This window comes from Nocardia flavorosea NBRC 108225 (assembly GCF_001613385.1).
Lineage (GTDB): Bacteria > Actinomycetota > Actinomycetes > Mycobacteriales > Mycobacteriaceae > Nocardia > Nocardia flavorosea.
Genome location: NZ_BDCG01000002.1, coordinates 110,187 through 134,728, shown reverse-complemented (window position 1 = coordinate 134,728; position 24,542 = coordinate 110,187). Strand labels below are relative to the sequence as shown.

Here is a 24,542-nt window from a genome sequence, read left to right as displayed (position 1 = left end):
TGGGGTCGATCCTCACCCGAATCGACGTCGCGACCGACGCCGATTCATCGCCCCCGAGCATAGGAGTTCACGCCGACAAGTCGGCGGATCCGCGCGTCAGTCCGTGATCCAGCCCTGATCTCCGGCGAAATCGGTGAGCCGTTCGCGGATCACGACGATCTCCCCGGCGGTGAGCGCCGGGGAGGCGTCGAGCAACAGTTCGGTGACCAGCCGGGTGTATTCGGCAGCCGTGAGCCGGGACTCGCCACCGGCAGTCGGTTCGGGACGAGACCCGGCCAGCCGCGGCGACCGGAGGTTCACCGCCTTCGGCCCGCGGTCTCCCTCGGTGACCTCGAATTCGAAGATCCGTCCCTGACGCAGTTCGTCCTCACCGAGGCCGATATCGTTGACGTGGACGAATACATCGGGACCACCGTCTTCGGGCCGGATGAAACCGAATCCCCGCGATCCGTCGAACGACACCAATTTCCCGCTGGCCACCACACGCTCCTCGCCGCAGTTACGCGGTCACTCTATATCCCGCTTTTCCTGCTCGTCGGTAATAAGCGCCTTTTGCAGGGAGTTGAACACCGTCAGACCCTGTCCGACCATGCCGTTGAGCAGTTCGCCGACCCCGTCGGGCCCGTTGAGCACGGTCAGGTTCGCATTCGACAGCCCGCGCGCAGCCTGTTCCACGATCAGCGGCAACTGCTCGATCAGCATCTGGTCGAGCGCGATCCGGTTGTTCGATGCCGCGGCCTCGGCCTGGATCCGGGTCCGGTTCGCCTCGGCCTCGGCCAGGATCCGGACCCGGTCGGCCTCGGCCTGCGCGGGTTTGACCACTTCGGCCTGTAGCTGCTGTTCACGCAGTTCGGCCTCTTTGCGGGCCTGGGCGGCCTGCGCGCTGAGCACCTCCTGCTGGGCGAGCGCCGCCGCCAACGGGCCGGCTGCGGCCGCTTCTGCCTCGGCTTTGTCGATATCGCGCTGGTAGCTCGCTTTGAGGATCGACGTCTCGCGCGAGTATTCGGCCTGTTTACGCAGCGATTCCTGCTCGGCTTCGGCCGACCGCTGGGCCGCCTGCGATTTGGCGATCTGGGCGTCACGGTGCACGGCGGCATTGTGCGGTGCGGCGAGGGCGGAGATATAGCCGAGGTCGCCGTCGTCGATGGACTGGATCTGGAACGAATCGACCCACAGCCCGATATTGCTCATCTCCACCTTGGAAGCCACGAGCACTTCATCGGCCAGGCGCTGCCGTTCGCGGATGATCTCCTCGACCGTCATCGAACCCACGATCGATCGCAGATGACCGGAGAAGATCCGCCCGGTGAGCACCGACATCTCCTGCTCCTGTTCGGAGAGGAAACGCTGCGCGGCGTTCACGATCGAGGCGGTGTCGTTGGCCACCTTGAAGGCGATAACCGCCCGCACCTGCAGTTGAATGGCCTGTTTGGTGACGCAGCGTTCGGAGATCTCGGCCTCGAACATGGCCAGTGAGAGATACCGGACCTTGCGGAAGAACGGGATAACCCAGGAACCGCGGCCGATGATCACCCGGAACGGTGCCGCATCGCTGCTCTTGGCGCCGCTGACCAGCATCGCCTCGTCGGGGTCCGGGACGTGATAACCCAGCACGGAATGACTCCTCGCGTTCGTCTATTCGGATGCCGGGTCCGGGCCGAGGGGTATCCAGGGCACCACCTCGGCGATACGGCCGGAATCGACCGCGATGACCAGCACGGTGCTCCCGGCCGCTATGGCTTCGGTCGCCCGCGCGATGTAGCCTTCGGTTCCCCCTCGGACGGCGACCAGGACCTCACCCAGCATCCCGGGGCCGCGGATCGGCGAGATCAGCTTACCCGTCGACCCGACAACTTCGTCGTGCAATTTCCCCGAACCTCCAAGCCGTGCGGTGGTTTCCGCCTCCGCGAGGTTACTGGTAGAGGGTGCGATACGCGCCGAGCATCGCCACCAGATGATCGACGATCTCTTCGCGCGTCGCGCGCAGCGAACCGTTTAACCAGGCCGAGAACATCCCGGCGTTGCCGCTGGCCATGGTGACGGCCGCGAGCCGGCGCCGCACGGGATCGTCGATCCGGGCGAAGAGATGGTCCTGGATGAGCCGGGTGAAGGCGGGCATCACCGAGATCGTGGTCTGGCCGAGACCGGTACTGGAATAGGGTTCGACCAGGAACAGGCGGGATTTCCGGGGGTCGGCGAGCACCTTGTCCACCAGTGCCTCCGACAGTGCCCGATCGCGGGAGGAATCGTCGGCCACGGCGAACGCGGTCATAGGTTCCAGGAAATCCTCGGCTGTCTGCCGGTAGAGCACATCGAGCAATTCGTCGCGGCTGGCGAAGCTTTCGTAGAAGTACCGATCGGTGAGGTTGGCCCGGCGGCAGACCGCCCGCATGGTGACGCCGCCCGCGCCGGCCTCGCCGACCAGATCGAGCGCTGCCTCGAGCAGCGCACTGCGGCGTGCCTGCCGGCGCTCCGAAAGCGTGGTGCCGCCCCAGATCCGGGGCCCGCTGTCGTCCGATCGCTGGTCTGCATGCACCCGTCCACAGTAATCTGCCGCCGTACGCTGCCCGGCCGGTGGTCATCGGGACGACCGGCGCACGAACTGCGCCGTGTGGACGGGTGTTCGGGCGGTACCGGCCGACCGGTGGCTGCATACACCCAGAGGGCGGCCGGTCAGGTATTCGCGGCTCGCTCCGGCGACCGGGCAATCAGGACGGCGCGACCCCGGTCGAGGTCGATCAGGTCCCGTGGCGGCGCACCGGCGCTGTGGTCTTCGCGAAGCATGGACTGTTCCGCCCGCTGGTCCAGTTCACGGCGTTTGGTGCCGTACCAGAAGGCGGTGATCTCCTCGACCCCGGCCGCGGCGAGACGGGTGGATGTCTGCCCGGACCGCGCATGCCCGGTCTTCGGGAATCGGGTGTAGACCCAGCGGACCGCTGCCGCCGCGCCCAGCAGCATCATGAAACCGGGGGCACCGAAGAAGAGGAGTTCCACGCATTCACGATAGAGCTCGGCCACCGGAATCCGCGGGCCGACGGTAATGGCGCTTCGCTACTCGGCGGGCGGCCCTCGGCCGACCTCGTCCGACCCGGCCGGAAGAGCGGGTTGTCGCGATCCCGTCGAGGGGTGCCGCAGCGGACCGTTCCGAGGCCGCCCCGTGGGACTTGCGGGTATCTGCGGTAGACCGGCGCCCAGCCGACCATGTCCGGTTTGTAGTAAATGTCCAGCAGCTATCGTGAAACGTATGGTTTTGTCCGCTGTGTTGTTGCTCGCCGCCTTCGCCATACTGACGGGGACGGTGCTCGCCGGGGTCGTGACCGGGCTCGACATGGCGATACACGAGTGGTTCCTCGGCTTGCGGGACGAAACGCTCACCACCGTCGCGGTGGTGATCACGCATGCCGGTGGGTCGGCCGTCATGTGGATGCTGGCGCTGGTGGCCTGTGCTGGGTTGCTGTGGCGTGGCCGGCGCCGTGATGCTGCGCTCGTGGCGGGTGTGGGCGCGGCTGCCGCCGTCCTGGTGCCGGTATCCAAGGAGTTGATCGGCAGGGCCCGCCCGCCCCTCGACGACCGGCTGGTCGCCGTCGACAGCCCGGCCTTCCCGTCCGGGCACAGCGCCGGCTCGACCGCAGTGATCGGAGTGCTGGCGGTGCTGTGCTGTCTGCGGTTCCGGCACCGGGTCGCGGCGCGCATGACGGTGGTGCTCGCCGCGGTATTCGCGGGTCTGGTCGGCCTGTCCCGGGTCTATCTGGGTGCGCACTGGGCCACCGATGTGCTGGCCGGCTGGTCGCTCGGTGTGCTCCTGGTGCTTCTGGGGGTGCTGATACATCGCCGGGCCGGCCGATCCGCGTCGCCCGGCGACTCCGTATCCGCGGATTCCGCAGCGGCCCGTCCGCATGCGGAGACGGCCTCCGCGGCCTGAACCTCGCTACCCGCGTTCCAGTTCGAGTCCGGCCGCCCGCCAGCCCGCGATCCCACCGTCGAGGCTGTAGGCGAGATGGCCCGTCTGCTGCGTGGTGGCGGCGAACCGCCGGGAAATATCGCCGGTGGGGCAGGTGAACACCACCGGATGTGCCCGGGAGAACGGCGTGCCCTGCGCGAACAGATCGGTCAGACGGTCGTCGGGGATATTGATCGCACCCGGAACATGCGCGATACGGTAGGCCATCGCGCCGCGGGTATCGACCACCACGGTATGCCGTGCCCGGATCATCTCGGCGAGCTCGGCCGGACCCAGTACCGCGGCGTCGGCGATATCCGCGGGGGCCGGTGCCCGGTGCCCGGTATCGCCGCCGAACAGCTCCGGTCGTCGCTGCCGGATATAGGACAGATACGGTTCGAGCCGATCGCACACGATGACCACGGCGACCAGCGGTGACCCGCTACGCGTCGATCGTGCGAGGACATCGCGGGCGGCGGTGTAGGCCGCGCCACTGGTGGGTCCGGCGAGCACTCCGTGGCCCATGGCGAGCTCCAGGGTGCCCTCGATGGCACGCCCGGATTCCACCGTGACGATCTCGTCGTAGAAGTCGGGCTGGAACAATCCGACCTCCCACATTTCCCGTTCCGACCGGATACCGGGGATGAAATCGCCACGGTCGGACACCACGGCCACCGTCCGCAGCTCGGGATGGAATTTGCGCAGATAGCTTCCCGCGCCCCGGCTCGAGCCGGTGGTGCCCAGCCCGCCGATGAGATAGTCGAGTCGGGCGATACCGGCGTCGGTGAGGTCATCGTGGATCTCCCGGCCGGTACCGTCTTGATGTGCGGCGATGTTCTTCTCGCTCGTGTACTGCGACAGATGGCGGAACCGCTCCGGCTCCGCGGCCATCGCGTTCTCGATCGCGGAATAGACGTCGTTGGGCGTGGTGGGGTCCGGGCATTCGGAAAGCCCGGGGAGTTCGACGATATCGGTGCCGAGCAATCGCAGCAGATCGCGAACCTCGCCGACCTTGATCCGGTTGGTCATGGCCCGCAATCCGATACCGTGCACGGCCCCCAGGACGCGTAGTGCCTTGGCCGTGTTTCCGCTGGAGGCCTCGATCAGGGTGCGGCCCTCGGTGCGTACGGTTTCGAGTTCGTCGCGCAGCATGGCCCAGGCGACCCGGTCCTTCACCGATCCGAACGGATTGTGTGATTCCAGTTTCGCGTACAGGTCGACGCCGTCGAGCCCGTGGACGCTCGGGTCGAGGCGGAGCAGGGGAGTGTCACCGATCAGTTCGGTGATGTGCTGATAAATCGTCACTGTTCCTCGGGAGATAGTGATTCGCCGCCGGGTGATACCAGGCGGAACTCGGCGTCCGGCGTGGCCCGGAAAATACCGTCCTGCCGGTCGATCGCGACCTTGTGCGCCGGTGCGTGCATGGCGGCCGTCGCGGCCGACAGATCGGAGTGGTAAGCGGCTGTATTGGGGAATACGACGAGATCGCCCGGCCGGGGATACCAGGGCAGCCATATCTTGTGTGCCGTGACGAGATCGCGCTCCAGGCAGAGTCGTCCCGCCAGGTACACCCCCACCGGTTCGCCGGGCGGTGCGGGCGTACGTCCTGGCAGCAACAGCGGGTCGGCCATCACTTCCTGATCCGCCGGGGTCACCGAGTCCCGGCTCAGATCCAGATGGACGAGCACACTGCCGTCGGCGGCCTCCTTCACGAATTCGACCCGGGCCAGCGTGATGCCGGCATGATCGGCGAGGGCTTTCCCCGGTTCGAGCCAGATCTCCAGCAGGTTGTCGGCGGCGACGCGGCCGATTCCGCGCCCACCGTGCCGGTCGAGCGGCGCGGTCAACAGGTCGGCGAGCATCTCGTCGGCCGCGACGGTATTGGCGTATTTGTGGAACACCGGCGTACCGCGTACCGCGGCACCGTTCACCTGATACCCGAACGTGTTGGCCCCCCAGCTCATCCGGGGACCACGTCCACTCAGCCCGTCGCGCAGGCGGTGCACATAGTCGTCGAACCGCTGCGCGTCGGCCGTGAAAACCTGCCGCAGCCCGCCGCCGATATTCAGCACCGAAGGCATCAGCTCGCGGGTATAGGCCTGTTCGAGCAGCGCGAAACAGGCCTCCGCGGCCCGCAGCCGTTCCGCGATATCGCCGGTGTCGAGATGGAAGGCGAACCCGCGGAAGTCGAGTCGTTCACGATGGTTCGCGAGCACATCCAGGGCACGGTCCACCGAATCCACCGGAATCCCGAACCGGCTGGGCCGGGAGTCGGGAAATCCGCTGATCCGCAACAGGACCGGGACAACTGCCTCCGGCCGGGCGAGACCGGCCAGCGTGTCCAGCTCCCACTGATTGTCGATATTGATCGTGACCCCGCTGTGCACGAGAGCCCGCAACAGCCTCTCGCCTTTCGGTCCGGTGACCTCGATCCGTTCCGGAGTGAATCCGGCCCGAAGGGCAGATTCCAGCTCCCCGGCCGAGGCCACATCCACCGACGCGCCCAGCGCCGCCGCGGTGCGCACCAGCGCGGCCGAACGATTCACCTTGTGCGCATAGTAGATCCGGTACCCGGCCCGCGCCGTGTCGAGTACCGCCGTCAAACGGGCGAGGTTGCGGGCGAACACCTGCGGGAAGACCAGGTGCAGCGGAGTCCCGAACCGGTCGGCCGCCTGGTCGAGCGCCGGCCGGTCTGCCAGGAAATCCATCACCAGCGGGTCCCAGTGTGCCGGTAGCGCCGGTGGCGGGGCAGTCTCCGCCGCGGTCCGGGTATCGGGGTCCGGCGTGTCCCGTCGCGCCGTCATCGCCCGGGCACCGCCGGTGCGGTATCTGTCCGCCGGTCCACGGGGTTGTATCCGCCGTCGCGCAGCGCCTCGAAGGCCCGGGACCGGTTGCGTGGACTGCGGAATTCTGCGATCACCCGTTTACTGTCGAGGTCGATGTCCACGACCCGGATATCCATGGATTCCAATACGCCGCCGATGGTTCGCACACAGTGTTTACAGGTCATATCGGGCACGTAGAAAATTCGGTCTTCGGCGGCCACGGGCAGATTTTCGGGGGCGTCGGCGGCCGCCTGTGCCGCCACCGGTTCGCACCGGACCACGAGCTCGCCGAACACCGCCACGAAATGGCGGGTGACGAGCGGAAGCAGGCTGTAGTTCTCCCCGCCCGCACGGTGGGTGACCGCCGCCAGGCATACCGGATGTTCCTCCGCCGGTAGCAGCGCGTACTGACGCGAGATGAGGTCGAGATCGTCGTGATAGCGGGCAATGGCATCGGCCACGGACAATCCCTCTTCCGTGGTCGCCCGGCGCATCACGCGGTGAGCGTCGGCGATGGTCGCGTCCTTCATCGCCCGCAGGGTCGCGACGGTCTGCTCCGGATAGCGGACCGTGCCGTCGGCGGTGACCCGCAGATCCACCGGGATCATCCCGCGCCGGTAGGTCGAGGCCTGGAGTTCCCAGAACCAGCGGGTCGCGACCGCGGTGAAGATCCCGGAATCGAGGAGTCCGTGCGCGAATTCGGCCGCGGACGGGTACGGTGCCCGGGCGGCGATCAGCGCATGCTGGGCGAGCGCCCGGCCGGCGGATTCGACGCCGACCCGGAAGATATCGATCGGATCGTGATCGGTGGTGGTCGCCGCCAGGACGTCGCGCTCCGCGGCGCCGAGGGCGTCGATCCGCTCGGCCAGCGCGTCCTCGGCGGCGAGCTGTTCCCAGAGCACGAGCACCGCCTCCCGGGCGGCGATGGGGATCTGCGGCCCGAATCCGTCGTCGCGATAGAAGCCGGTGTTGGGTATGCCGGCGCTGTCGGTCCAGGTCATCCGGTGGGTCGCGGAGGTGACTTCGCCGGCGGTGCACGGCCGCATGAACCGTTCCAGATACAGCCGCTGGGAGAAGGTGAGGTGGCTGCCCGGTTCGGGCTGCAGTTCGGTCGCGGTGTATTCGAAACTCCGTGTGGGACGTTGCGCGCTGGGGCCGAAGAGCCCGGGCCGGGCGAGCCCGGACAGGATCTGCGCGGCGGTACGCCGGTGGTAGCGGGTCGTCGTTTCGGTGCTCCCGGTGGACGTGCCGGTCTCGATGCTCATGAAATCTCCTCGGCCAGGGCGCGGACACGGTCGGTGAAGCGGTCGATATGGTCGGGTCCGGTGTAGATCTGGGTGCTGACCCGTACGGCGTCCCCGGCGGCACCGCCAGGGACGCACTGCGCGCCGGTGCGGACCAGGAAGCCGTACTCGGCGAGTACGAAACCCAGATCGGCCGCCGAGATACCGTCGAGGGTGAAGGAGACGATGCCGTGGCCGGTATCGTGCCCGCCGTATGCCGGGCCGGGCAGGAAATCCAGCCCGCGGACGGTACGCAGGCCGGTCAGTAATCGGTGCGTCAACGCGGTGTTGTGGGCCGCTATCGCGGCCATCCCGTACGACTCGAGGACCTCGAGGGCGGTACCGAGAGCGAGGATGCCCGGAATGTTCGGGGTGCCGCCCTCGAGCAGCCCGGGCATACGCCCGGATTCGAAGCCGGTGGCGGTGAGTCGTACATCTGTGGTGCCGCCGGGCAGGAAAGGTCGTAGTTCCGGGTGGACCCGGCGGTGGCAGTACAGGATGCCGGTGCCGGGCGCGGCGAACATCTTGTGCGCCGCGAATACCGCGAAATCGGCGGCCAGGGCGGTCACGTCGACCGGTAGATGACCGCCGCTCTGACTGCAGTCGTAGCACAGCAGCACCCGCTCGGGCAGTAGCGCACGGATACCGTCCAGGACAGTTGTGCTGCCGAAAACATGGTGCAGATGGGTGACGGTGAGCAGCCGGGTCCGCGGCCCGGCCTTGGCGGCGATATCGGCCAGGTCGGCGGCCCCCGTCGCGGTCACCCGGTAGGGCACGAGTTCGATCCGCCGCCCGAACCGGGCGAGGGTGTCGCGTAGGAGGTACCAGGGGTGGATATTGGCGGCGTGGTCGCGGGGACTGTAGAGGATCTCGTCTCCGTCGCGGAGCGCGGTGAGCCCCCAGGAGAGCGCGACGGCGTTCAGGGCCGCGGTCGCGCCGCCGGTGAAGACGATCTCGTCGGGGTGGGCGGCGCCGACAAATCGGGCGGTATGCGCCCGGATCGCGGCGATCCGCTGGGTGAGCGCGGTTGCCCACGGATAGGTTCCACGGGCGGCGTTGGCTGTCGCGGAGGCGTGATACTTCCGTACGGTCTCGATGACGGCATGCGGTTTCTGCGTTGTGGCCGCGCTGTCGAGATACACCTCCCGGGCCTCGGCGAGGGCGGGAAAAGACTCCCGTACCTGCGGCGGGAGTAGCGATTCGGGCGAGGCGGGGCGGGCTTGTGCCGGGTGATCCCGGCCGGGCAGGGAGGATCGCATCGTAGTGGCTCCCTCCGCCGATTCGCCGGACGGCAACAACGATACCGATCAGTGGCGTGCACGCCCAGTAGCTTTGGCAGGCAATCATTTTGGGTGGCCGATACCCCTCTTCCGCCGCCTTCCTCATTTTGTCGGAGGTGCGCGTTAGGGTGCGCGTATGCCCCTGACTCCCGAAGAACGACAGTCCTTCCTGGCCGAACCGCATATCGGTGCCCTGTCGGTATCCGCCGGTCCGGACCGGGGGCCGCTGACGCTACCGATCTGGTACCAGTACACGCCGGGCGAAGACCTGTGGGTGATCACCGGTCCGGAATCGGAGAAGATGCGCCGGATCCGTGCTGCGGGCCGGTTCAGCCTGATGGTGCAGCGGGTGCAGCCGACGGTCCGCTACGTGAGCGTGGAAGGTCCGGTCACCGCGGTGGAACCGATGCCGGATGCCCGGCACCGCGAAATGGTGGCGCGTTATCTTCCGCCGGATCAGGTGGACGGCTACCTGGCCTTTGCCGAGGCAGAGCTGGGCGAGCACGTCATCGTCCGGATGCGGCCGCAGCGCTGGCTTTCCGGGGATCTCGGCTGAGAGGCTCAGTACCCGCCCTGCAGGTATCCGACGAGCTGTTCCCGTTCGGTCGTGAGTTCGGACAGCGCGCTCTTGACGACATCGCCGATACTGACGATGCCGGTGAGCCGGCCCTGGTCGACCACGGGGAGATGGCGTACCCGGTGATCGGTCATGATGCCCCGGAGCCCGTCGACCCGGTCGCCGGGGCTGCAGGTCCGCACCTCGGTGGTCATGATCCGCGTGACAGGGAATTCCAGTAGCGCCGCACCGTGTCGGTGCAGGCCGCGGACGACATCCCGCTCGGAGACGATCCCGGCGATACGGTTGCCGTCCGGGGAGACGACGGCGGCGCCGATGTTCTGTTCGGCCAGCAGTGTCAGTAACGCCCGGACATCGGTTTCCGGCCGGACGGTCGCTACGGCGCTGCCCTTGGTGTTGAGGATTTCGGCGATACGCATGGTCACCATCCACATGAGCGCGGGATTTCTACAATCCCGCGGCCGGGGGAGGAATACCAGCACGAATCGGCATCGACCGGACGCCGTCGTATCGGCAGGGGAAGGAACGGCGGGTCCGCGGGGTTATTCGTCGTCGAGCCCCGCGGACAGGTAGGCCGCGGCGGCAAGCCATTGCCGGCACTGGGGTCCGTGCACATCGTGAATCCGCAGGATGGCGCGGGCCTGACGGTAGGTGAGGACCGGTGGTTCGGCGCTGCAGTCGGCTCCCGCCTCGGGGGCGAAGTGGCGCAGGGGTTCCGGATTGTGCCCCAGGGTGTGCGTACCGGGAACGCTTCCGACAGCGTTCCGGTGGGGACTTCGGAATGGCTGGATCATTCGGTTGCCCCTCACGTGCGATGGTGCGGGGGCGGCACTCCGGTCCGGCGAAGCGACCGGAAGATACTGCGTATCGCCCCTCTTGGTGGTGCGAGTCTATGTCGCCGTCGCTTACAAATGCAAGTACATCTGCAAACAACATTCGAAAAATCATTCGGCGCGGATCGCCCGTCGCCGGCGGCCGGGGGGCCGGGGGGCACTGCACTTCTCGCCGGTTGCGCGCCGGGCCGGCCACCGGCCGGGCTACGGTTTGCGCGCTACACCCCCGTATGCCGGAATCGGCCGGTCGTCGCCGGCTACCGGTTTCCCGGGGTACCACCGGTTCACCGCGGTGAAACCGGGCTCGACCGGCTCGAGCCCGTCGAAGAGTGCACGGATCTCCGATTGTGGCCGCGGCACATACGGCTCACCGCCTATGTCGGCATACTCGGCGCACAGTCGCACGTAGTCGTCATCGTCGTCGGTGCCGTCCCAGAGCGCGAGGTAGCTGCCACCGGTGGTCGATTCGAGCACGGTGTGCACGATGCGGCGCCGCTCGGCGGCGCTGTGAACGTGGCCCAGGACACCCAGGAACATCACCGCCACCGGCCGGGTGAGGTCCAGGATGTGGCGGGCGTCGGCCACGACGATCTCGGGGTGGCGGTAGTCGGTGTCGATATAGGTGGCGACGCCCTCGTCGGTGGTGCTGGTCAGCAAGGTTCGGGCGTGGGCCAGGACGACCGGGTCGTTGTCCACGTAGACGATCCTGGATTCCGGCGCCACGCGTTGCGCGACCTCGTGGGTGTTCTGCATGGTGGGCAGTCCGGTGCCGATATCGAGGAACTGGCGAATTCCCTTCTCGGCAGCCAGGTATCGCACTGCCCGCACCAGGAACTCGCGGGACTCGGTCGCCAGCGTCGTGATCCCGGGGTAGACGGCGCTGCCCGCGTCCGCGGCTATCCGGTCGACCTCGTAGTGGTCGCTGCCGCCCATCCAGTAGTTCCAGATCCGGGCGGGATGCGGGATATCGGTTCGGATACCGCGCCGGTGTTCGTCGGACATGGCGGACTCCTCGGCGATACGGGCCGGAAGCGTGCCGGAGGCCGCGTCGCGGCCGGCTCTCGGGGGCTGGTGGAACCGGTGTCGGTTTGCGACAGTACAAGGCTCGCCGGTGGACTCCCGGCAGGCGCGCGGCCCTACGGAATTGTCCGGCGCCCAGTTGCGGTGAGGGCTGTTCCGGCGCCGCCGGCAGTGTTCGTCCGGGCGGCGGAGCCTGTTCGGAGGCTCGCAGGGGCGCGTCGGCGAACTTCGTGCTATCGTCCTGATGTCGGTGCAGATGCAAGAACACTTGCGAGTGCATCTGTAAGGACCGGCGGTATGCGACGAGTGGTGTCAGCAACCATGAGCAAGGAGTAGGTCCTATGTCGGAAGTAACCAATCGGGTGGTCGGAGCTTGGCGCAAGAGCACCTTCAGCAATCCGAGCGGGAACTGTGTCGAGTTCGCCGAAGCGGCCGGCGACCTGGTGGCCGTGCGTAATTCGCGTTTCCCCGACGGCGGTGTGCTCTTCTATACCCGCCCGGAGATCGAGGCGTTCCTGCAGGGCGCGAAGGCCGGAGAGTTCGACGATCTGGCGGTATGAGAGGTAGCATGGGCCGTCGGCGTGGTGCGCCGTGGATTGCACTGTGGCGCACCGTGGGTTAACCCGAAAGCGGAGACGACTCCATGATCGCAGAGCCCGGGAATCGTGGCGGTAGGCAACCCATCGAGGGGGAGCGTGGCCCCACGGTCCTACGTATCGCTCTGGGTGGCCAGCTACGGAAACTGCGTGAAAGCAAGAAGATCACTCGCGAGGCCGCGGGCGATGCCATCCGTGGCTCTCATGCCAAGATCAGCCGGCTCGAACTGGGTCGGTCGAGTTTCAAAGAACGCGATATCCGGGACCTGCTGACGCTGTACGGCATCACCGATCCCGAAGAGCGCGAGCGCTTTCTCGATCTCGCGCGCAAAGCCAACGAACCGGGATGGTGGCATCGCTACGGCGATCTGCTGCCGTCCTGGTTCGGGCAGTATCTGGGCCTGGAACAGGCGGCGAGCAAGATCCGCACCTACGAATCGCATTTGGTACCGGGGCTTTTGCAGACCCCGGATTATGCGCGCGCAGTGGTGACCCTCGGTTACGAGGACGCCGATACCGATCGGCGGGTGGCCTTCCGGCAGCGCCGGCAGGAGATTCTGCACCGTAACGATCCGCCGGTCGTCTGGGCGGTGATCGACGAGGCGGCGCTACATCGCCCGGTCGGCGGGCGTGACGTACATCGAGCGCAGATGGAACATCTGCTCGACCTGACCCGGTTGCCGAATGTGACCATTCAGGTCGTTCCGTTCTCTGCCGGTGAACATCCCGCGGCGGGAAGCTCTTTCACCATTCTGCGTTTCGCCGAGCCGGATCTTCCGGATATCGTGTATCTGGAGCAGTTGACGAGCGCGTTGTATCTGGACCGGCGCGAGGATTTGGCACTGTACCTATCGGTGATGGACCGATTGAGTGTGCAGGCCGCGACGCCGGAGGAATCCCGGGCGATTATCGCCGAATACACGAAGGGCCTGTAATACCAGGCAAATAACCGGCGAAGGCGGGCGACTCTCCATACCGACCCGGCGCCGAGCCGCCGAGACGGTGTGGATTATGTGCGTCCGTCAGGCCCGGATGAACGTGGACGCCACGCGCCAGAACGTATCCGGTTGCAATGACCGGAAATCCCAGTCGTCGGACAGCGCATGGACCGTGGTGACGATCTGGTCGATATCGAAATCGTCACGTGTCGCTGCGCCGGTGGATTCGATTGCGTCGATGACGAACTCGACGGCGGTCTCACGGGACGAATCGTCGCGGACGCCGAATGCACTCATATCAATACCGTTCGCCGGCTTACCTGTCGGGACAGGATCCATTCGGGTTGAGCTGCTACCGAATTGATTCGGACCCGCTGGGCTGTTCCGCAGCTGTGGCAGTAAACCACTGGCGAATGTTGTCGTCGGCTCACTCACGCGGCCTCCCCATGTTTTCCCCTGTATAGCGGTGTGGGATGAGTCTAGGTCGGTAGTGCTTTCAAATGCAAGTACATCTGCACGATCGATTCCTTGCGTCGTAACGGTTTTCGTTTGATCTTGTCACTCGGCCAGGGCGGCGACCGCACCCTCGATCGGGGTGTCACCGGAAACCAGTTCCAGCGTATGACCGGCTGTATGCCGGGCATCGAGCAGCGCGACGACGACATCGGCGACATCGGCACGGGGAATGTCGCCGCGGCCGATCCGCGGTGGCGCCAGGGTGACCGAACCCGTGCCGGGTTCGTCGGTGAGGCGGCCCGGACGCAGAATGGTCCAATCCAGGTCGCGGCTGCGCAGATCGTCTTCGGCCTGGGTTTTCGCATCGATATAGGCGGCCCACACGTCATCGGTGCCCGGTGCGGGCGCGAGACCGGCTCCCATGGCCGAGATCTGCACGAACCGCCGAGTGCCCACTCGTTCGGCGGCTTCGGCGAGCAGAACCGAACCGTCCCGGTCCACGGTGTACTTGCGGGCCGCGCCACTGCCCGGCCCGGCGCCGGCAGCGAACACGGTTGCGTCGGCTCCCTGCAGGGTTGCGGCGAGATCGGTCACCACCGCCTGTTCGAGATCCAGGACCACCGGTTCGGCGCCCGTGGTGTAGATCTCGGAGGCGTGCGCCGGGTTGCGGATCAGGGCGATCGCGCTGTGCCCGCGGCCGGTGAGCCGTTCGGCGAGCAGTAGGGCGATCTTGCCGTGTCCGCCGGCGATGACGATGCGCATATCGGACTCCTCTCGTATCTCAGCGTTCGGGCCCGCCGGGGTTGCAGGCGGCGCCGACGGTCTCGTCGTAACCGACCGGCGGCCGCCAGGGTTCCAGATTCCAGGTGGGCTTATCGGGTGCGATGAGCCGCGCCCACTCCCAATGGCAGCGGAACTGATCCCACATTCCGGGTGTGTCCGCGGCCGGGTCGAGCCTGTCGATTTCCTGCCAGGCGCGTTGGGCGGCGCCGGGGTGGGTGGTGTCGCGGCCTGCTCGGGTCGGGTGGACCACGAGGCGTGGACCATCGATAGTCGAGGTCCATTCCAGCCGGTCGATCAACGGCATCCCGGCGTAGGGATCGACGGCGGGGGTGGATGTGCGTGCGACGGTCGCCGCCGGTGATCCGCTCGGACGCGCGGTCGCCGGCGCCGCTGTCGTGGTTTCGGCCGCTGCGCCACCTCCCGGCTCCGGTGGATCCGGAGAGTCGCAGCCGGTGAGCAATATTGCGCACAGGACAGCGAACGAACCGGCCACACGGGATGTGGGGTCGGTCGGCATGGACGCTCCTGCGGTCGGTTCCGGCGGTTCGTCGCGCCGGTGCTTCCGAGCTTAGAGGCGGGGCGGTAGTTATGGGGTGAGGCCGCCGAGTGCGCCGCGGGTTTTCCGGATCGTACGGGGAAGTGGGGTTCGAATCGGGTCAGCGCCACAGGGTGTGGCACGGTAGCCGGCGAAGTCCGGGCCTGATCTTGCTGTCCACGGTGACCGTGAGCCCCGCATGGACGGCCGCAGAGGTGAATTCCCAGGCTTCGGCGTTGGTTGCCGCGTATTCCAGGACGAGGGCATTCTCGGGTGCCGGGCCGTCGAAGTAGACCGTCACCCGGCGTGTGAGGTTGTCGCGACTGCTGGTGTCGCGTCCGGCCGTGGCCGGTGCTGTAGCGTCCACGATTCACGCCTCCTTCCGGGGCAGCGTCCTCGTCGACGCTGGTGTGTGTAACCCTAAGTGCCGACCATGGGTGGGAACATGTTCCGGAATAGGGTCTGGGTGATTCACAGCATGTTCCGGGTCCCCTCGGGCGGGGTCACGAAGCTGCTCGAGCCCAGGCGCGGGCCGTGACGACAGCCGGTGGTGGCCGTGATCCGGCCGGTTCCCGATATGGGTGGTATCGCAGGCGGCTCGCTCGCCGGCTATCGCTGAACGGCTCGGCGCCCGAATGTCGTTCACTCCGCGAGAGTTTCGTTTGGTCTCCGGTACCGATCCCATGCGAAACTCGAATAATGGGTGCTTCTGGGATGCGATCGGCGTTGGAGACGGCTGCCTCGACCGGATCGGGGGCCACGGCGCGGGCCGCGGTGGACGGCGGACCCACTGTGCTGCGCATGGTGCTCGGAGGGCGGTTGCGGCGGTTGCGTGAAGCCAGTGGGCTGTCCAGGGAACAGGCCGGCGATCACATCCGCGGGTCGGATTCCAAGATCAGCCGGCTCGAGCTGGGCCGGACCAGTATCCGAGAGCGTGATCTGGTGGACCTGCTCCAGCTCTACGGGATCACCGACGCCGAGGAGCTGGCGGCGTTCCAGGAACTGGCCCGCCAGGCGAATACCTCCGGCTGGTGGCACCGCGACAACGACTGGCTCCCGAAATGGTTCGATATGTATCTGGGCCTGGAACAGGCGGCTCAGGTGATCCGGTGTTACGAACCGCGTGCGGTGCCCGAACTGTTGCAGACCCCGGAATATGCGCGAGCCCTGCTCACGCTCGCGCATCCCGGGGAGACGGCCGAAGCCATCGAACGGCGGGTGGTACTGCGGATGCGCCGGCAGCATATTCTGAATCGGCCTCATCCGCCGCATCTCTGGCTGATCGTCGAGGAGGCGGCGCTGATCCGCCGGATCGGCGGGTCGCGGACCTGGTCGGCCCAGATCGACCGCGTGCTGGCCGCCGCCAAACAGCCGCATGTCACCGTGCAGGTACTGGCCGACCATGTGGGTGGCCCGGCCATGACCGACGGCGCGTTCACCTATCTGCGTTTCGCGGAGGCCGATCTGCCCGATATCGTGTACCTACAGCAGCTCACCGGTGCGTTGTACCTGGACAAGCAAGCAGACTTGGATGCTTACCGGTCGGTCGCGAACCAGTTGTCGGTGCATGCTGCCCCGCCCGAGCACACCCCCGGGCTGCTGGCGGCCCTGCGGCGCCGGCAGCCACGGATCTTGGACCAGCCGGTGCGCCGGGAAGCCGGCCGCGGTCACTGAACCCAGCGGATCTCCGTGCCTCCGGGCACAGGAAAGCGGCAACGCGGCGTTCGCCGCGTCGTTACCCGTTTGTGACCGAACCCAATTCACGGTCGTTCCCCTGATGAACTCTCCGGACTGATGCCGGAGGGGGCGCCCGCGCCCGAGTCCGTGGTTACTGTCCAGTAGTTATGGTGGGCAGTAAGGCAACCGGCTCCGGAAGCACAGACCTGGGAGCCGAACTCGTAGCGCATTTCCGGTCTCCCGAACCGGAAATGGACGCGGCCGATATGGTCACCACCATCCGGCACTGTCTGGCCGCTGCGGCGCACGACCTCGGTGCCCGCCCTGCCGCTGCGGCGACGATCACCACGGCGGCCGCACGCTGGGCCCGTGAAGGGGTATCCCTGGAATCGGTGCTCACCACCTGCCACGACTGTGCGCGTAGCGGTTTCGAATTCCTCGCGACGCGGATGGCGGAAGCCGCCGCGGCCGGGCAGCCCATGGCCGACGCCGCCCGTCTTCTGGTGCGCGTCGTCGAGGTGGTGACCACCGCAGCCGCCACCGCCTACTTGGACGAACACCGGATCGTCGCTCGCGAGCACCAGACTTCGGCGCAGACGATGGTGGCAGCCCTGCTCGCCGGTCATGGGGTGAGCGCGCTGGCGCGAAGGTCGGGCCTACGCGTCGCCCCCGCCTATCAGGTGGTGGCTCTGGCGATCCCGCCGAATGCCGAGGAACGGGCAGGCGGCCCCGGCACGGTATCGGCGGCCCGCCGCAAGCTCCGCCGGGTTCAGGCGGCACTGGGCCCACCGCTGGGTTCGCGTTGTCTCCCGCTGCTACACGCCGACGGCGGCACCGTGCTGATTCCTCTGGAAGCGGCGCACGCCACCGGTGCCGGCTCGGTAACCGCGGGAGTGATGAACGCCGAGGTGCTGCAGCTGGTCGCGGAAGCCGCGGAGGCCCCGCCGACCGCGACCGTAGCCGCCGGCGCCACCGAACAGATACCGGAACTGGCCGGACGCACCCATGAGCTCCTGGATAGATTGCGTGCCGGTGGCCGGCCACCGGGCCTGTACCGAATGACGGAAGGCGCGGCCGTGGAGCCGGATTCGGTGGTGGACGCGAGGCGGTTGCGCCGGCTGCCGCGCGTGACACCCGGCATGTCCGCGCGGCCGGGCAAACCAGGGGCGGCGTGACGGGCGCCCGGATGGCAGTGGTACCGCGAGGTGTGAGATGAGATCCCGGTTGACGGTTCTGGCCGCATTGGCAGTGATGAGTATCGCCGCCACCGCTACCCCCGCGACCGGTGTCCCGCCGGTGGAGTTGCCCGGCGCTCCGCCGGGGCCCGCCGCCGCGGCCGATCAGCCGGGCCCGCGGTTGTTACGGGTCGAGGTGCTGGGCGAGCGCCGGATCCGCTTGCACATCCGCTCCGCGGCCATGCGCCGGGAGATCGCGATCGACACCTTGGTGGGGACCGGCCCGGCGCCGCGCCCCACGCTGTATCTGCTGGACGGCGTGGACGGCGGCCCTACCTCGGGCTGGCTGACCGAAGGCGGTGCCGCGGAGTTCTTCGCCGACAAACCCGTCGATGTCGTGCTCACCACCGGTGGAACCGCGAGTTTGTACGCGGACTGGATACGGGTGGACGCTGCTCTGGGCCTGAACCGATGGGAAACGTTCCTCACCGAGGAGCTACCGCCGATCGTCGAGAAATACCTGGGGTCCGACGGCGTCCGCGCTATCGCCGGGGTGTCCATGGGCGCGCAGGCGGCGATGATGCTGACGCAGCGGCATCCGGGGTTCTACCGGGGAGTCGCCGGGTTGAGCGGCTGCTATTCCACGGCAGATCAGCTCGGGCGCGCGGTCACGGTGATGACGGTGGCCTCCCGGGGCGGCAATCCGGAGAATCTGTTCGGCCCGCCGGCCTCGCCGGAATGGCGGGCCCACGACAGTCTGCTGGGCGCGGAGGAGTTGCGTGGGACCGAGATCTATCTGTCGGTGGCCAATGGAACGCCGAGCGGTGCGGCCTTGATGTCGATAGGGGACAGTCCGGAGATCCTGGCGGTATTGCTGGGGGGCGGCTCATTACTGGAACAGGGCGCACGCCTGTGCACGGAACGCCTGGCTGCCCGTCTGGACGAACTGGATATTCCCGCGGTTGTCGATTTCCTGCCCGAAGGTATGCATTCCTGGCCGGATTTCGAGGTTCAATTGCACCGGAGCTGGCCCACTCTCTCCCGTGCCCTGGAGATCACCGGAAGTCCGTGACGACCGGCCGGTATTTCCGGCTCTGTGTAGTAATGGTAATTCCATCCGGAATGGGTTGTTTGCCGCACCGGCTTCTGCTTTCACGGACCCCATACGGCCACGAATCCCGGAATCTGGCGGGGCGTGAGAGTGGCGGCGACAGATACGCCCGCCGCCGTGAAACTGTCCGCCGCGCGGTCGATATGGTCCTCCGATGTCACCACCACCGCATCGTGTACGCCGAGCGCGCGGATGAGTTGTGCGCTGCGTCGTGCGTTCTGCACGGTGGTGGCGGCCGCGGGCTCCTGATGGACGCGATGCGCCGGTAATCCGTGGCCGACGAGCCATTCGGCCATGGCGGCGGCCTCGGTGACCCCGTTGCGGGGGTTTCCGCCCGTGACGATCACCGGCGAATGCGGCGCGAGTAGGGCTTGGATATACCCGGCGCGCAATCGATTCACCAGTTCCGGTCGCATGGTGCCGTCGGGTAGCAGGCCGTAGCCGAGTATCACGATCGCGGTCCCGGGGCCGTGTACGCGGGGCAGTGGTCCGGTCGGCAGATCGCCGATCCCGGCCGGTAACCCGCCCGGGAGGGTGGGGACGGCGGCGACCGGTGCACACAGGCCCGCACTGATCGCGGCGGCGGTGAGGGCGGTGGTCAGTGCCGCCCGGAGTGAGCGGTGGCGGCGGCGCCGGTGGCGGCCGCGGTGGGTATCGGACATAGGGAACTCCGAGATGACGGGGCCGGAACAGGCCGTGTATCGGAATGTGGTGACTATATTTTCACCTACCCGTATGTGATCGATTCGTGATTCTGTGCGCTATTGGATAACCCACGGAATGGGGATGCGTTTATTGGTGCGCGCAACGGTGCACGACGGCGAGACATTCGGCCGTTTCCATTAATTCGCCGCCGAATATTCTGTGACGGGCGCCAAGGCGGTTCGAACGGTTTGGTGAGCTGCCCAATTCCACCACCGGAACAGTGGAGAACAGATCCGCGGCCCGTACTGTCGGCGCAGCTTCTCTGCCGCGAAATACCTGCGCGGCAAGGGAATCGGACGACGAATTTCTCGGCAGAAAGGATCCCGATGATTCGACCTACCTCCGCCCGGTTGCGCGCCGCGGTGCTGTGTGCCGCCACCGCACTCCTTTTCGGGTTCACCGGTGCGGGCGCGAACGCGGACCCGCCGGCGGCTCCCACGGAACAGGACCTGGCCGCCCACATCGCGGCCGGCCGGACCGCCGGGCCGGTGGCCGATTCCGGTAGCGCCAGCGGTTCGGCCTGTAACTCGGGCAGCGGAGCGGGCTCGGGTAACGGCTCCGGAGACTGTTACGGCGGTTCGGGTAGCAGTTCGGGTCTGTCGGGCGGGTATGCCTCCGATACCGTGGGCCACGGCCCCGCGCAGACGGCGTTCCTGTCGGCATTCGCGCACGGCCTGTTCAATGCCGATGTCGCACCGCCCGGAGCCAACGACTGGAACTGCAAACCCACCGCGGAGCATCCGCGGCCCGTACTGTTGATCCACGGCACGTGGATGAATGCGTACAACGGTTTCGCGTTCATGGGACAGCCGATCAAGGACGCGGGTTTCTGCACCTTCACCTTCAACTACGGCCGGGCGAACCTGGTCCAGGGCGGTGGACTCGGGTCGGTGCTACCGGGCACGATGGGGACCGGATACATCCAGGATTCGGCAAAGCAGCTGGCTGTTTTCGTGGACCGGGTCCTCGACGCCACCGGCGCCGCCGAGGTGGATATCATCGCGCATTCACAAGGCGGCTCGATGTCGAACTGGTACACCAAGTTCGAGGGCGGCGCCGACAAGGTCGCCAAACTGATCACCTACGGCGCAACCCACCACGGCACCACCCTGGACGGGATCGGTGCGCTGGGCCGGGCGATCAACAACTTCGGTATCGATATCCTCGGATTCATCGAGATCTTCGTGGGCCACTCCGGGATCCAGCAGACCGTGGGCTCGGATTTCGTGAACCAGCTGAACGCGGGCGGCGATACGGTTCCCGGTGTGGACTACACCGTCGTCGGTACCCGCTACGACGAGGTGACCACCCCGTTCGATCTGACCTTCCTGAAACCCGGACCGGATGCGCCCGTCCACAATGTCACCCTCCAGGACGGCTGCGAACAGGATCTGTCGGACCATCTCACCATGATGTACTCGCCGCGCGCGCTGTCCATCGCGCTGCAGGCGCTGGACCCGGCGCAGTTCCCGGCGCTGCAGTGCACCTTCAACCCGTGGCTCATCGGCGGCGGCGGCAAGCTGTGATCCGCCGGTAAGACGGTGCGCACCGGCGGACTGCCCGACTCCACAGTCGAGCTCGGTGCGCACACACCGCCGTTTCCGTTCGGGTGGGTCCGGGTGCCTCCGGACCTGCTACCGAATCGGCGCGGCGGCCGCGAACCCACCGATGGCGTCACCGTATATCCGCCATCGGTGGGTTCGCCGGGAGCGGGCAGTGTCTCCCCGCGCACCCGCCGGGTCCGCACCGCGTCCGGGCCCGGCGGGTGCGCACCTCAGGAGCGGGTCAGGAACGCGGCGGCCTGCGCGCCGATCAACACACTCGGCGCATGGGTGTGGCCGCGCACCAGGACCGGCATGATCGAGGCATCCGCCACCCGCAGGCCCTGGACTCCCCGCACACGCAGCTGCGGGTCCACCACGCTCGTATCGTCGGACCCCATCCGGCAGGTACCGGCCGGATGGTAGAGCGTGTGGGCGTATTGCTCGAGGGATTCGGTCCGGGTTTCCTCCGCCATTCCGTCGGTGGCGTCCGGTGGGTAGCACAGGTCGCCGAGTACCCCCTTCATGGCATCGGCGCCGGCGATTTCGGCGCAGTGCCGTAATCCTGCCATCAGCGCGGCCCGGTCGGCGCCGTCGGGATCGGACAGGTACTTCGGGTCGATCACAGCCTTGGCGAGCGGGTCGTTCGAGGCCAGGGTGATGGTGCCGCGGCTGCGCGGGCGCAACAGTACGGTGGCCAGGATGACGCCGTGCGCGGTCGGGTCGATCAGGCCTTCGTGGTAGAACGGCGCGGGTGCGTACACGAGTTCCAGATCGGGGTACTCCAGCCCCGGGTCGCTGCGCACGAAACCGTAGGCCTCGCCGACGTTCGAGGTGAGCATGCCGCGGTGCCGCACCAGGTAATTGACCAGCTGCGCGGGCTTTTCGGCGCCGAACAGCGAATCCGCGGTCACCGAGTAACCGAGCCCCGCGACGAGATGGTCCTGCAGATTGGCGCCTACGTCGGGAGCATGCCGGCGGACGTCGATCCCGTGGCGCTCGAGCTCGGCCCGGTCACCGATCCCGGACAGCATGAGCAACTGCGGACTGTTGATCGCTCCGCCGCACAGGATCACCTCGCGGCCGGCCCGCACCTGTTCGAGGCGCCCGGCCCGGTGGAACTCGACCCCCACGGCGCGGTCCCCGTCGAACAGCACCCGGGTGGCGGTGGCTTCCGGGAGTACGGTGAGGTTGCGGCGTTTCATGGCCGGCCGTAAATAGGCGTCCGCGGTGCTCCAGCGCCGGCCCCGGTACTGGGTGACCATGGTCTGGGTGAACCCCCGGGGTTCCGGAAGGTTCGCGGTTTCGACGGGGAACCCGCGTTCGGCCACGGCCCGCAGGTAGGCGGCTGTGGACGGGCGCGGACTGCGCTGGTGGGATATGTGCAGGGGCCCGCCGGTGCCGTGATCGTCACCGGCGGGCCCTTCGACATCCTCGATGGTGCGGAACTGTTCGACTGCCTTGTCGAATCCCCAGTCCGGACCGGCGGCCGCGGCCCATTCCTCGTAGTCGGCCCGGAAACCGCGGACCCACATCTGCGCGTTGAGCGAGGACGACCCACCGAAGGTCTTACCGCGCGGCCAGTAGATCTGCCGGTTGCCGAGCTGGGGTTGCGGTTCGGTGAGATAGTCCCAGTCGTAGGGGCTGCGGAAGAGTTTCGAGAAGCCGGCCGGGATCCGGATGAACTTGTCCTTGTCGGCGGGCCCCGCCTCGAGCACGATCACCGACCGTCCCGGATCAGCGCTGAGCCGGTCGGCGAGCACCGCGCCCGCCGAACCCGACCCGACGATCACATAGTCCGCACTGACTTCTGTCACCTTCGCACCTTTCGACATCGTGTAGGGCAAACATACGAGAGTCGGCCCGGGTGTGGGGCAGGATCGTGCCGGTGCCCCGGCAGCCGGGCCGGGGAGGTCCGATTCGTACTGCCGGACGTTCCCGCACGGGGTATAACCGGCCCATGAATTACCCGGTGGACCTCGGGGTGCTACAGACCGGTGCGATCGTCGTGATCATCGCCGGTGTGGCCCTCGTGATTTCGGCGCTGGCAGCGTTGCGCGGGAAGGGGCCCCGCACAGTGCTCCTCCGCGGTGGGGGCGGGCTGCTGCTTCTGGCGGTTGCGGCGCTGGTGCTGTGGACGGCGACCCTCGTGCAGACATATCTCGGCCTGACGGGCGAGGTTCGGGCCGCCCACGTCGTGGTGACTCCGGTTGCCGGTACGGAGCACCGCCTCGACGTCGAATTGACCCTGTACGACGAGGAAGGGGCACCGACCGAACGCAACATGCATCGTGTGGAGGGCGACCTGTGGGTGCTGCAGGCGCAGATCGTCGAATTGGAGCCGTGGGTGAATACGCTCGGCTTTCATTCCGGCTACAAGCTGTCCCGCCTGTATGGGCAGCGCCTCGACGGGGAGGCGACCGGGCAGGACCATATCCTGCTCAACGGCGGTGATCGCGATTTCTTCCGCGAGATGACCGAGGACCGGTGGTTCACCGCACCGTTCGTGCGTTCCGCCTACGGCAATGCGGTGATCGCGATGCCGGGGGAGTACGACGTCTTCATCTCGCGGGATGCGATCAAGACTCGTCCCGTCGACTGACCGGCGCCGAGGCGCCGGTGCCGACCGCCGACCGGCACAGCACGCCGAGCTCGTCGACCACGGTATCGAGTGCGGCAGGGTCGCGTTCGGTGCGCGCAACGATGAGCGCACCTTCCAAGGCGCTGATCACCAGCACGGCGACCGACCGGGCGCGCTGGGGCGCCGCGCCGTCGCGGACGAGTTTCCCGGCGATCAGATCACGCCAGGTATCGAAAGTGGCTCCCGCGGCGGCCACCGCATCCGGTTCGTTGCCCAGTGCGGCCGCGGCGATCGGGCAACCGACGGCGTAATCGCCGCGGTCGAGTCCGCGTGCGAGGGTTTCGGCGAGTTCGCGCAGCGCGGCCGCGGTTTCCGGCGTCTCCAGTACGCGGGTGAGTTCGCCGGTGACCCGTGCCCCGGCAACCCTGGTCGCTTCGGTGACCAATTGTGTCTTCCCGCCGGGGAAGTGGTGGTAGACCGATCCGCGGGGCGCGCCGCTGGCATTCAGGACATCGGTGAACGATACCGCGGCGACCCCGCGCCGGCGGATGAGTGAGATGGCGCTGCGGATCATTGCCGCCCGGGGCCCGTCCGGATCCTTACGTCGTGGCATGACTCCGCTCCCTGTTGCCTCCTATTCCTATGTATGTTGTCATACTTATATTCGTTCCACCAGCCGCCTACCG

General features: G+C 67.3%; 28 protein-coding genes. 9 read left to right on the top strand and 19 right to left on the bottom strand.

Features of this window, described 5'->3' with window-relative positions; translation table 11 throughout:
• Positions 1–96 precede the first annotated feature (96 nt).
• The 5 genes from NFL01S_RS01220 to NFL01S_RS01200 form a co-directional block, all read right to left on the bottom strand.
• A complete protein-coding gene (locus NFL01S_RS01220) occupies positions 97–483 on the bottom strand; it encodes a cold shock domain-containing protein (protein WP_062970577.1) in 387 nt (128 codons plus the stop codon).
• A 24-nt stretch (positions 484–507) separates the two neighbouring features.
• On the bottom strand, positions 508–1,614 hold the full coding sequence (locus NFL01S_RS01215) for an SPFH domain-containing protein (RefSeq protein ID WP_062970574.1): 1,107 nt from the start codon (positions 1,612–1,614) through the stop codon (positions 508–510).
• A 21-nt stretch (positions 1,615–1,635) separates the two neighbouring features.
• Positions 1,636–1,866 carry an NfeD C-terminal domain-containing protein gene (locus NFL01S_RS01210; RefSeq protein WP_062970573.1) on the bottom strand — a complete coding sequence of 77 codons (231 nt, stop codon included), beginning with the start codon at positions 1,864–1,866 and terminating at the stop codon, positions 1,636–1,638.
• A 46-nt stretch (positions 1,867–1,912) separates the two neighbouring features.
• Positions 1,913–2,536, bottom strand: coding sequence for a TetR/AcrR family transcriptional regulator (locus NFL01S_RS01205; RefSeq protein WP_062970571.1), 624 nt, complete (start codon positions 2,534–2,536; stop codon positions 1,913–1,915).
• A gap of 137 nt (positions 2,537–2,673) precedes the next feature.
• Entirely contained in the window at positions 2,674–3,018 is a 345-nt protein-coding gene (locus tag NFL01S_RS01200) for a DUF6191 domain-containing protein (RefSeq protein ID WP_062970569.1), read from the bottom strand.
• Between the two features lie 226 nt (positions 3,019–3,244).
• On the opposite strand from NFL01S_RS01200, the gene NFL01S_RS01195 reads away from it, so the two are divergent.
• A complete protein-coding gene (locus NFL01S_RS01195; RefSeq protein ID WP_168433855.1) occupies positions 3,245–3,922 on the top strand; it encodes a phosphatase PAP2 family protein in 678 nt (225 codons plus the stop codon).
• 6 nt (positions 3,923–3,928) lie between these two features.
• On the opposite strand, the gene NFL01S_RS01190 is transcribed toward NFL01S_RS01195, so the two are convergent.
• Genes NFL01S_RS01190 through NFL01S_RS01175 form a run of 4 tightly spaced genes read right to left on the bottom strand, consistent with a single transcriptional unit; the run spans position 3,929 to position 9,307 of the window.
• Complete coding sequence (locus NFL01S_RS01190) at positions 3,929–5,245, bottom strand: pyridoxal-phosphate dependent enzyme (RefSeq protein WP_157116115.1); 1,317 nt, start codon at positions 5,243–5,245, stop codon at positions 3,929–3,931.
• Complete coding sequence (locus tag NFL01S_RS01185; protein WP_084492306.1) at positions 5,242–6,744, bottom strand: alanine racemase; 1,503 nt, start codon at positions 6,742–6,744, stop codon at positions 5,242–5,244. The genes NFL01S_RS01190 and NFL01S_RS01185 overlap by 4 nt, the downstream gene beginning before the upstream one ends.
• On the bottom strand, positions 6,741–8,030 hold the full coding sequence (locus NFL01S_RS01180; RefSeq protein ID WP_062970565.1) for a heavy-metal-associated domain-containing protein: 1,290 nt from the start codon (positions 8,028–8,030) through the stop codon (positions 6,741–6,743). Before NFL01S_RS01180 ends, NFL01S_RS01185 begins: the two co-directional genes overlap by 4 nt.
• A complete protein-coding gene (locus tag NFL01S_RS01175) occupies positions 8,027–9,307 on the bottom strand; it encodes an aminotransferase class V-fold PLP-dependent enzyme (protein ID WP_062970563.1) in 1,281 nt (426 codons plus the stop codon). Before NFL01S_RS01175 ends, NFL01S_RS01180 begins: the two co-directional genes overlap by 4 nt.
• A 157-nt stretch (positions 9,308–9,464) precedes the next feature.
• Here NFL01S_RS01175 and NFL01S_RS01170 point away from each other — a divergent pair, with 157 nt between their 5' ends.
• A complete protein-coding gene (locus NFL01S_RS01170; RefSeq protein ID WP_062970561.1) occupies positions 9,465–9,884 on the top strand; it encodes a pyridoxamine 5'-phosphate oxidase family protein in 420 nt (139 codons plus the stop codon).
• A 5-nt stretch (positions 9,885–9,889) separates the two neighbouring features.
• Here NFL01S_RS01170 and NFL01S_RS01165 read toward each other — a convergent pair whose 3' ends face one another.
• The 3 genes from NFL01S_RS01165 to NFL01S_RS01155 form a co-directional block, all read right to left on the bottom strand.
• Positions 9,890–10,324 carry a CBS domain-containing protein gene (locus tag NFL01S_RS01165; protein ID WP_062971248.1) on the bottom strand — a complete coding sequence of 145 codons (435 nt, stop codon included), beginning with the start codon at positions 10,322–10,324 and terminating at the stop codon, positions 9,890–9,892.
• A 123-nt stretch (positions 10,325–10,447) separates the two neighbouring features.
• Positions 10,448–10,699, bottom strand: a complete 252-nt coding sequence (locus NFL01S_RS01160; RefSeq protein WP_033242855.1) for a hypothetical protein — start codon at positions 10,697–10,699, stop codon at positions 10,448–10,450.
• A gap of 243 nt (positions 10,700–10,942) precedes the next feature.
• Positions 10,943–11,740, bottom strand: coding sequence for an SAM-dependent methyltransferase (locus tag NFL01S_RS01155; protein ID WP_062970559.1), 798 nt, complete (start codon positions 11,738–11,740; stop codon positions 10,943–10,945).
• A 359-nt stretch (positions 11,741–12,099) separates the two neighbouring features.
• Between NFL01S_RS01155 and NFL01S_RS01150 the strand changes: the two genes are divergently transcribed.
• Both NFL01S_RS01150 and NFL01S_RS01145 read left to right on the top strand, forming a co-directional pair.
• The gene (locus NFL01S_RS01150) at positions 12,100–12,318 is read left to right on the top strand and encodes a DUF397 domain-containing protein (protein ID WP_062970557.1); all 219 of its coding nucleotides are present in this window, start codon (positions 12,100–12,102) and stop codon (positions 12,316–12,318) included.
• Positions 12,319–12,401: 83 nt separating this feature from the next.
• Positions 12,402–13,289: a Sco1979 family transcriptional regulator gene (locus NFL01S_RS01145; RefSeq protein ID WP_062970555.1), complete on the top strand. Its 888-nt coding sequence runs from the start codon at positions 12,402–12,404 to the stop codon at positions 13,287–13,289.
• Positions 13,290–13,376: 87 nt separating this feature from the next.
• Here the strand turns inward: NFL01S_RS01145 and NFL01S_RS01140 are convergent, their stop codons facing one another.
• The 4 genes from NFL01S_RS01140 to NFL01S_RS01125 all read right to left on the bottom strand — a co-directional run bounded on the left by NFL01S_RS01140 (position 13,377) and on the right by NFL01S_RS01125 (position 15,433).
• Complete coding sequence (locus NFL01S_RS01140) at positions 13,377–13,589, bottom strand: hypothetical protein (RefSeq protein WP_062971246.1); 213 nt, start codon at positions 13,587–13,589, stop codon at positions 13,377–13,379.
• Between the two features lie 261 nt (positions 13,590–13,850).
• Positions 13,851–14,510 carry an SDR family oxidoreductase gene (locus NFL01S_RS01135; RefSeq protein WP_062970553.1) on the bottom strand — a complete coding sequence of 220 codons (660 nt, stop codon included), beginning with the start codon at positions 14,508–14,510 and terminating at the stop codon, positions 13,851–13,853.
• A 19-nt stretch (positions 14,511–14,529) separates the two neighbouring features.
• Complete coding sequence (locus NFL01S_RS01130) at positions 14,530–15,048, bottom strand: DUF2599 domain-containing protein (protein WP_062970550.1); 519 nt, start codon at positions 15,046–15,048, stop codon at positions 14,530–14,532.
• Positions 15,049–15,187: 139 nt separating this feature from the next.
• Positions 15,188–15,433, bottom strand: a complete 246-nt coding sequence (locus NFL01S_RS01125; protein WP_062970548.1) for a hypothetical protein — start codon at positions 15,431–15,433, stop codon at positions 15,188–15,190.
• A gap of 332 nt (positions 15,434–15,765) precedes the next feature.
• Here NFL01S_RS01125 and NFL01S_RS01120 point away from each other — a divergent pair, with 332 nt between their 5' ends.
• The 3 genes from NFL01S_RS01120 to NFL01S_RS01110 all read left to right on the top strand — a co-directional run bounded on the left by NFL01S_RS01120 (position 15,766) and on the right by NFL01S_RS01110 (position 18,990).
• Complete coding sequence (locus NFL01S_RS01120) at positions 15,766–16,740, top strand: Sco1979 family transcriptional regulator (protein WP_371851746.1); 975 nt, start codon at positions 15,766–15,768, stop codon at positions 16,738–16,740.
• Positions 16,741–16,913: 173 nt separating this feature from the next.
• Complete coding sequence (locus NFL01S_RS01115; protein ID WP_218019588.1) at positions 16,914–17,918, top strand: RsbRD N-terminal domain-containing protein; 1,005 nt, start codon at positions 16,914–16,916, stop codon at positions 17,916–17,918.
• A gap of 37 nt (positions 17,919–17,955) precedes the next feature.
• Positions 17,956–18,990: an alpha/beta hydrolase gene (locus NFL01S_RS01110; RefSeq protein WP_062970543.1), complete on the top strand. Its 1,035-nt coding sequence runs from the start codon at positions 17,956–17,958 to the stop codon at positions 18,988–18,990.
• Between the two features lie 80 nt (positions 18,991–19,070).
• Here NFL01S_RS01110 and NFL01S_RS01105 read toward each other — a convergent pair whose 3' ends face one another.
• Complete coding sequence (locus NFL01S_RS01105; RefSeq protein WP_062970541.1) at positions 19,071–19,691, bottom strand: YdcF family protein; 621 nt, start codon at positions 19,689–19,691, stop codon at positions 19,071–19,073.
• A gap of 369 nt (positions 19,692–20,060) precedes the next feature.
• Between NFL01S_RS01105 and NFL01S_RS01100 the strand changes: the two genes are divergently transcribed.
• Complete coding sequence (locus tag NFL01S_RS01100) at positions 20,061–21,260, top strand: esterase/lipase family protein (RefSeq protein ID WP_062970539.1); 1,200 nt, start codon at positions 20,061–20,063, stop codon at positions 21,258–21,260.
• A 248-nt stretch (positions 21,261–21,508) separates the two neighbouring features.
• Here the strand turns inward: NFL01S_RS01100 and NFL01S_RS01095 are convergent, their stop codons facing one another.
• Positions 21,509–23,092 carry a GMC family oxidoreductase gene (locus NFL01S_RS01095; RefSeq protein ID WP_443093694.1) on the bottom strand — a complete coding sequence of 528 codons (1,584 nt, stop codon included), beginning with the start codon at positions 23,090–23,092 and terminating at the stop codon, positions 21,509–21,511.
• Positions 23,093–23,235: 143 nt separating this feature from the next.
• Here NFL01S_RS01095 and NFL01S_RS01090 point away from each other — a divergent pair, with 143 nt between their 5' ends.
• Positions 23,236–23,877: a hypothetical protein gene (locus NFL01S_RS01090; protein WP_062970536.1), complete on the top strand. Its 642-nt coding sequence runs from the start codon at positions 23,236–23,238 to the stop codon at positions 23,875–23,877.
• Here NFL01S_RS01090 and NFL01S_RS01085 read toward each other — a convergent pair.
• Positions 23,855–24,469, bottom strand: coding sequence for a TetR/AcrR family transcriptional regulator (locus tag NFL01S_RS01085; protein ID WP_062970534.1), 615 nt, complete (start codon positions 24,467–24,469; stop codon positions 23,855–23,857). The two genes, NFL01S_RS01090 and NFL01S_RS01085, sit on opposite strands and share 23 nt — an antisense overlap.
• Between the last annotated feature and the right edge of the window lie 73 nt (positions 24,470–24,542).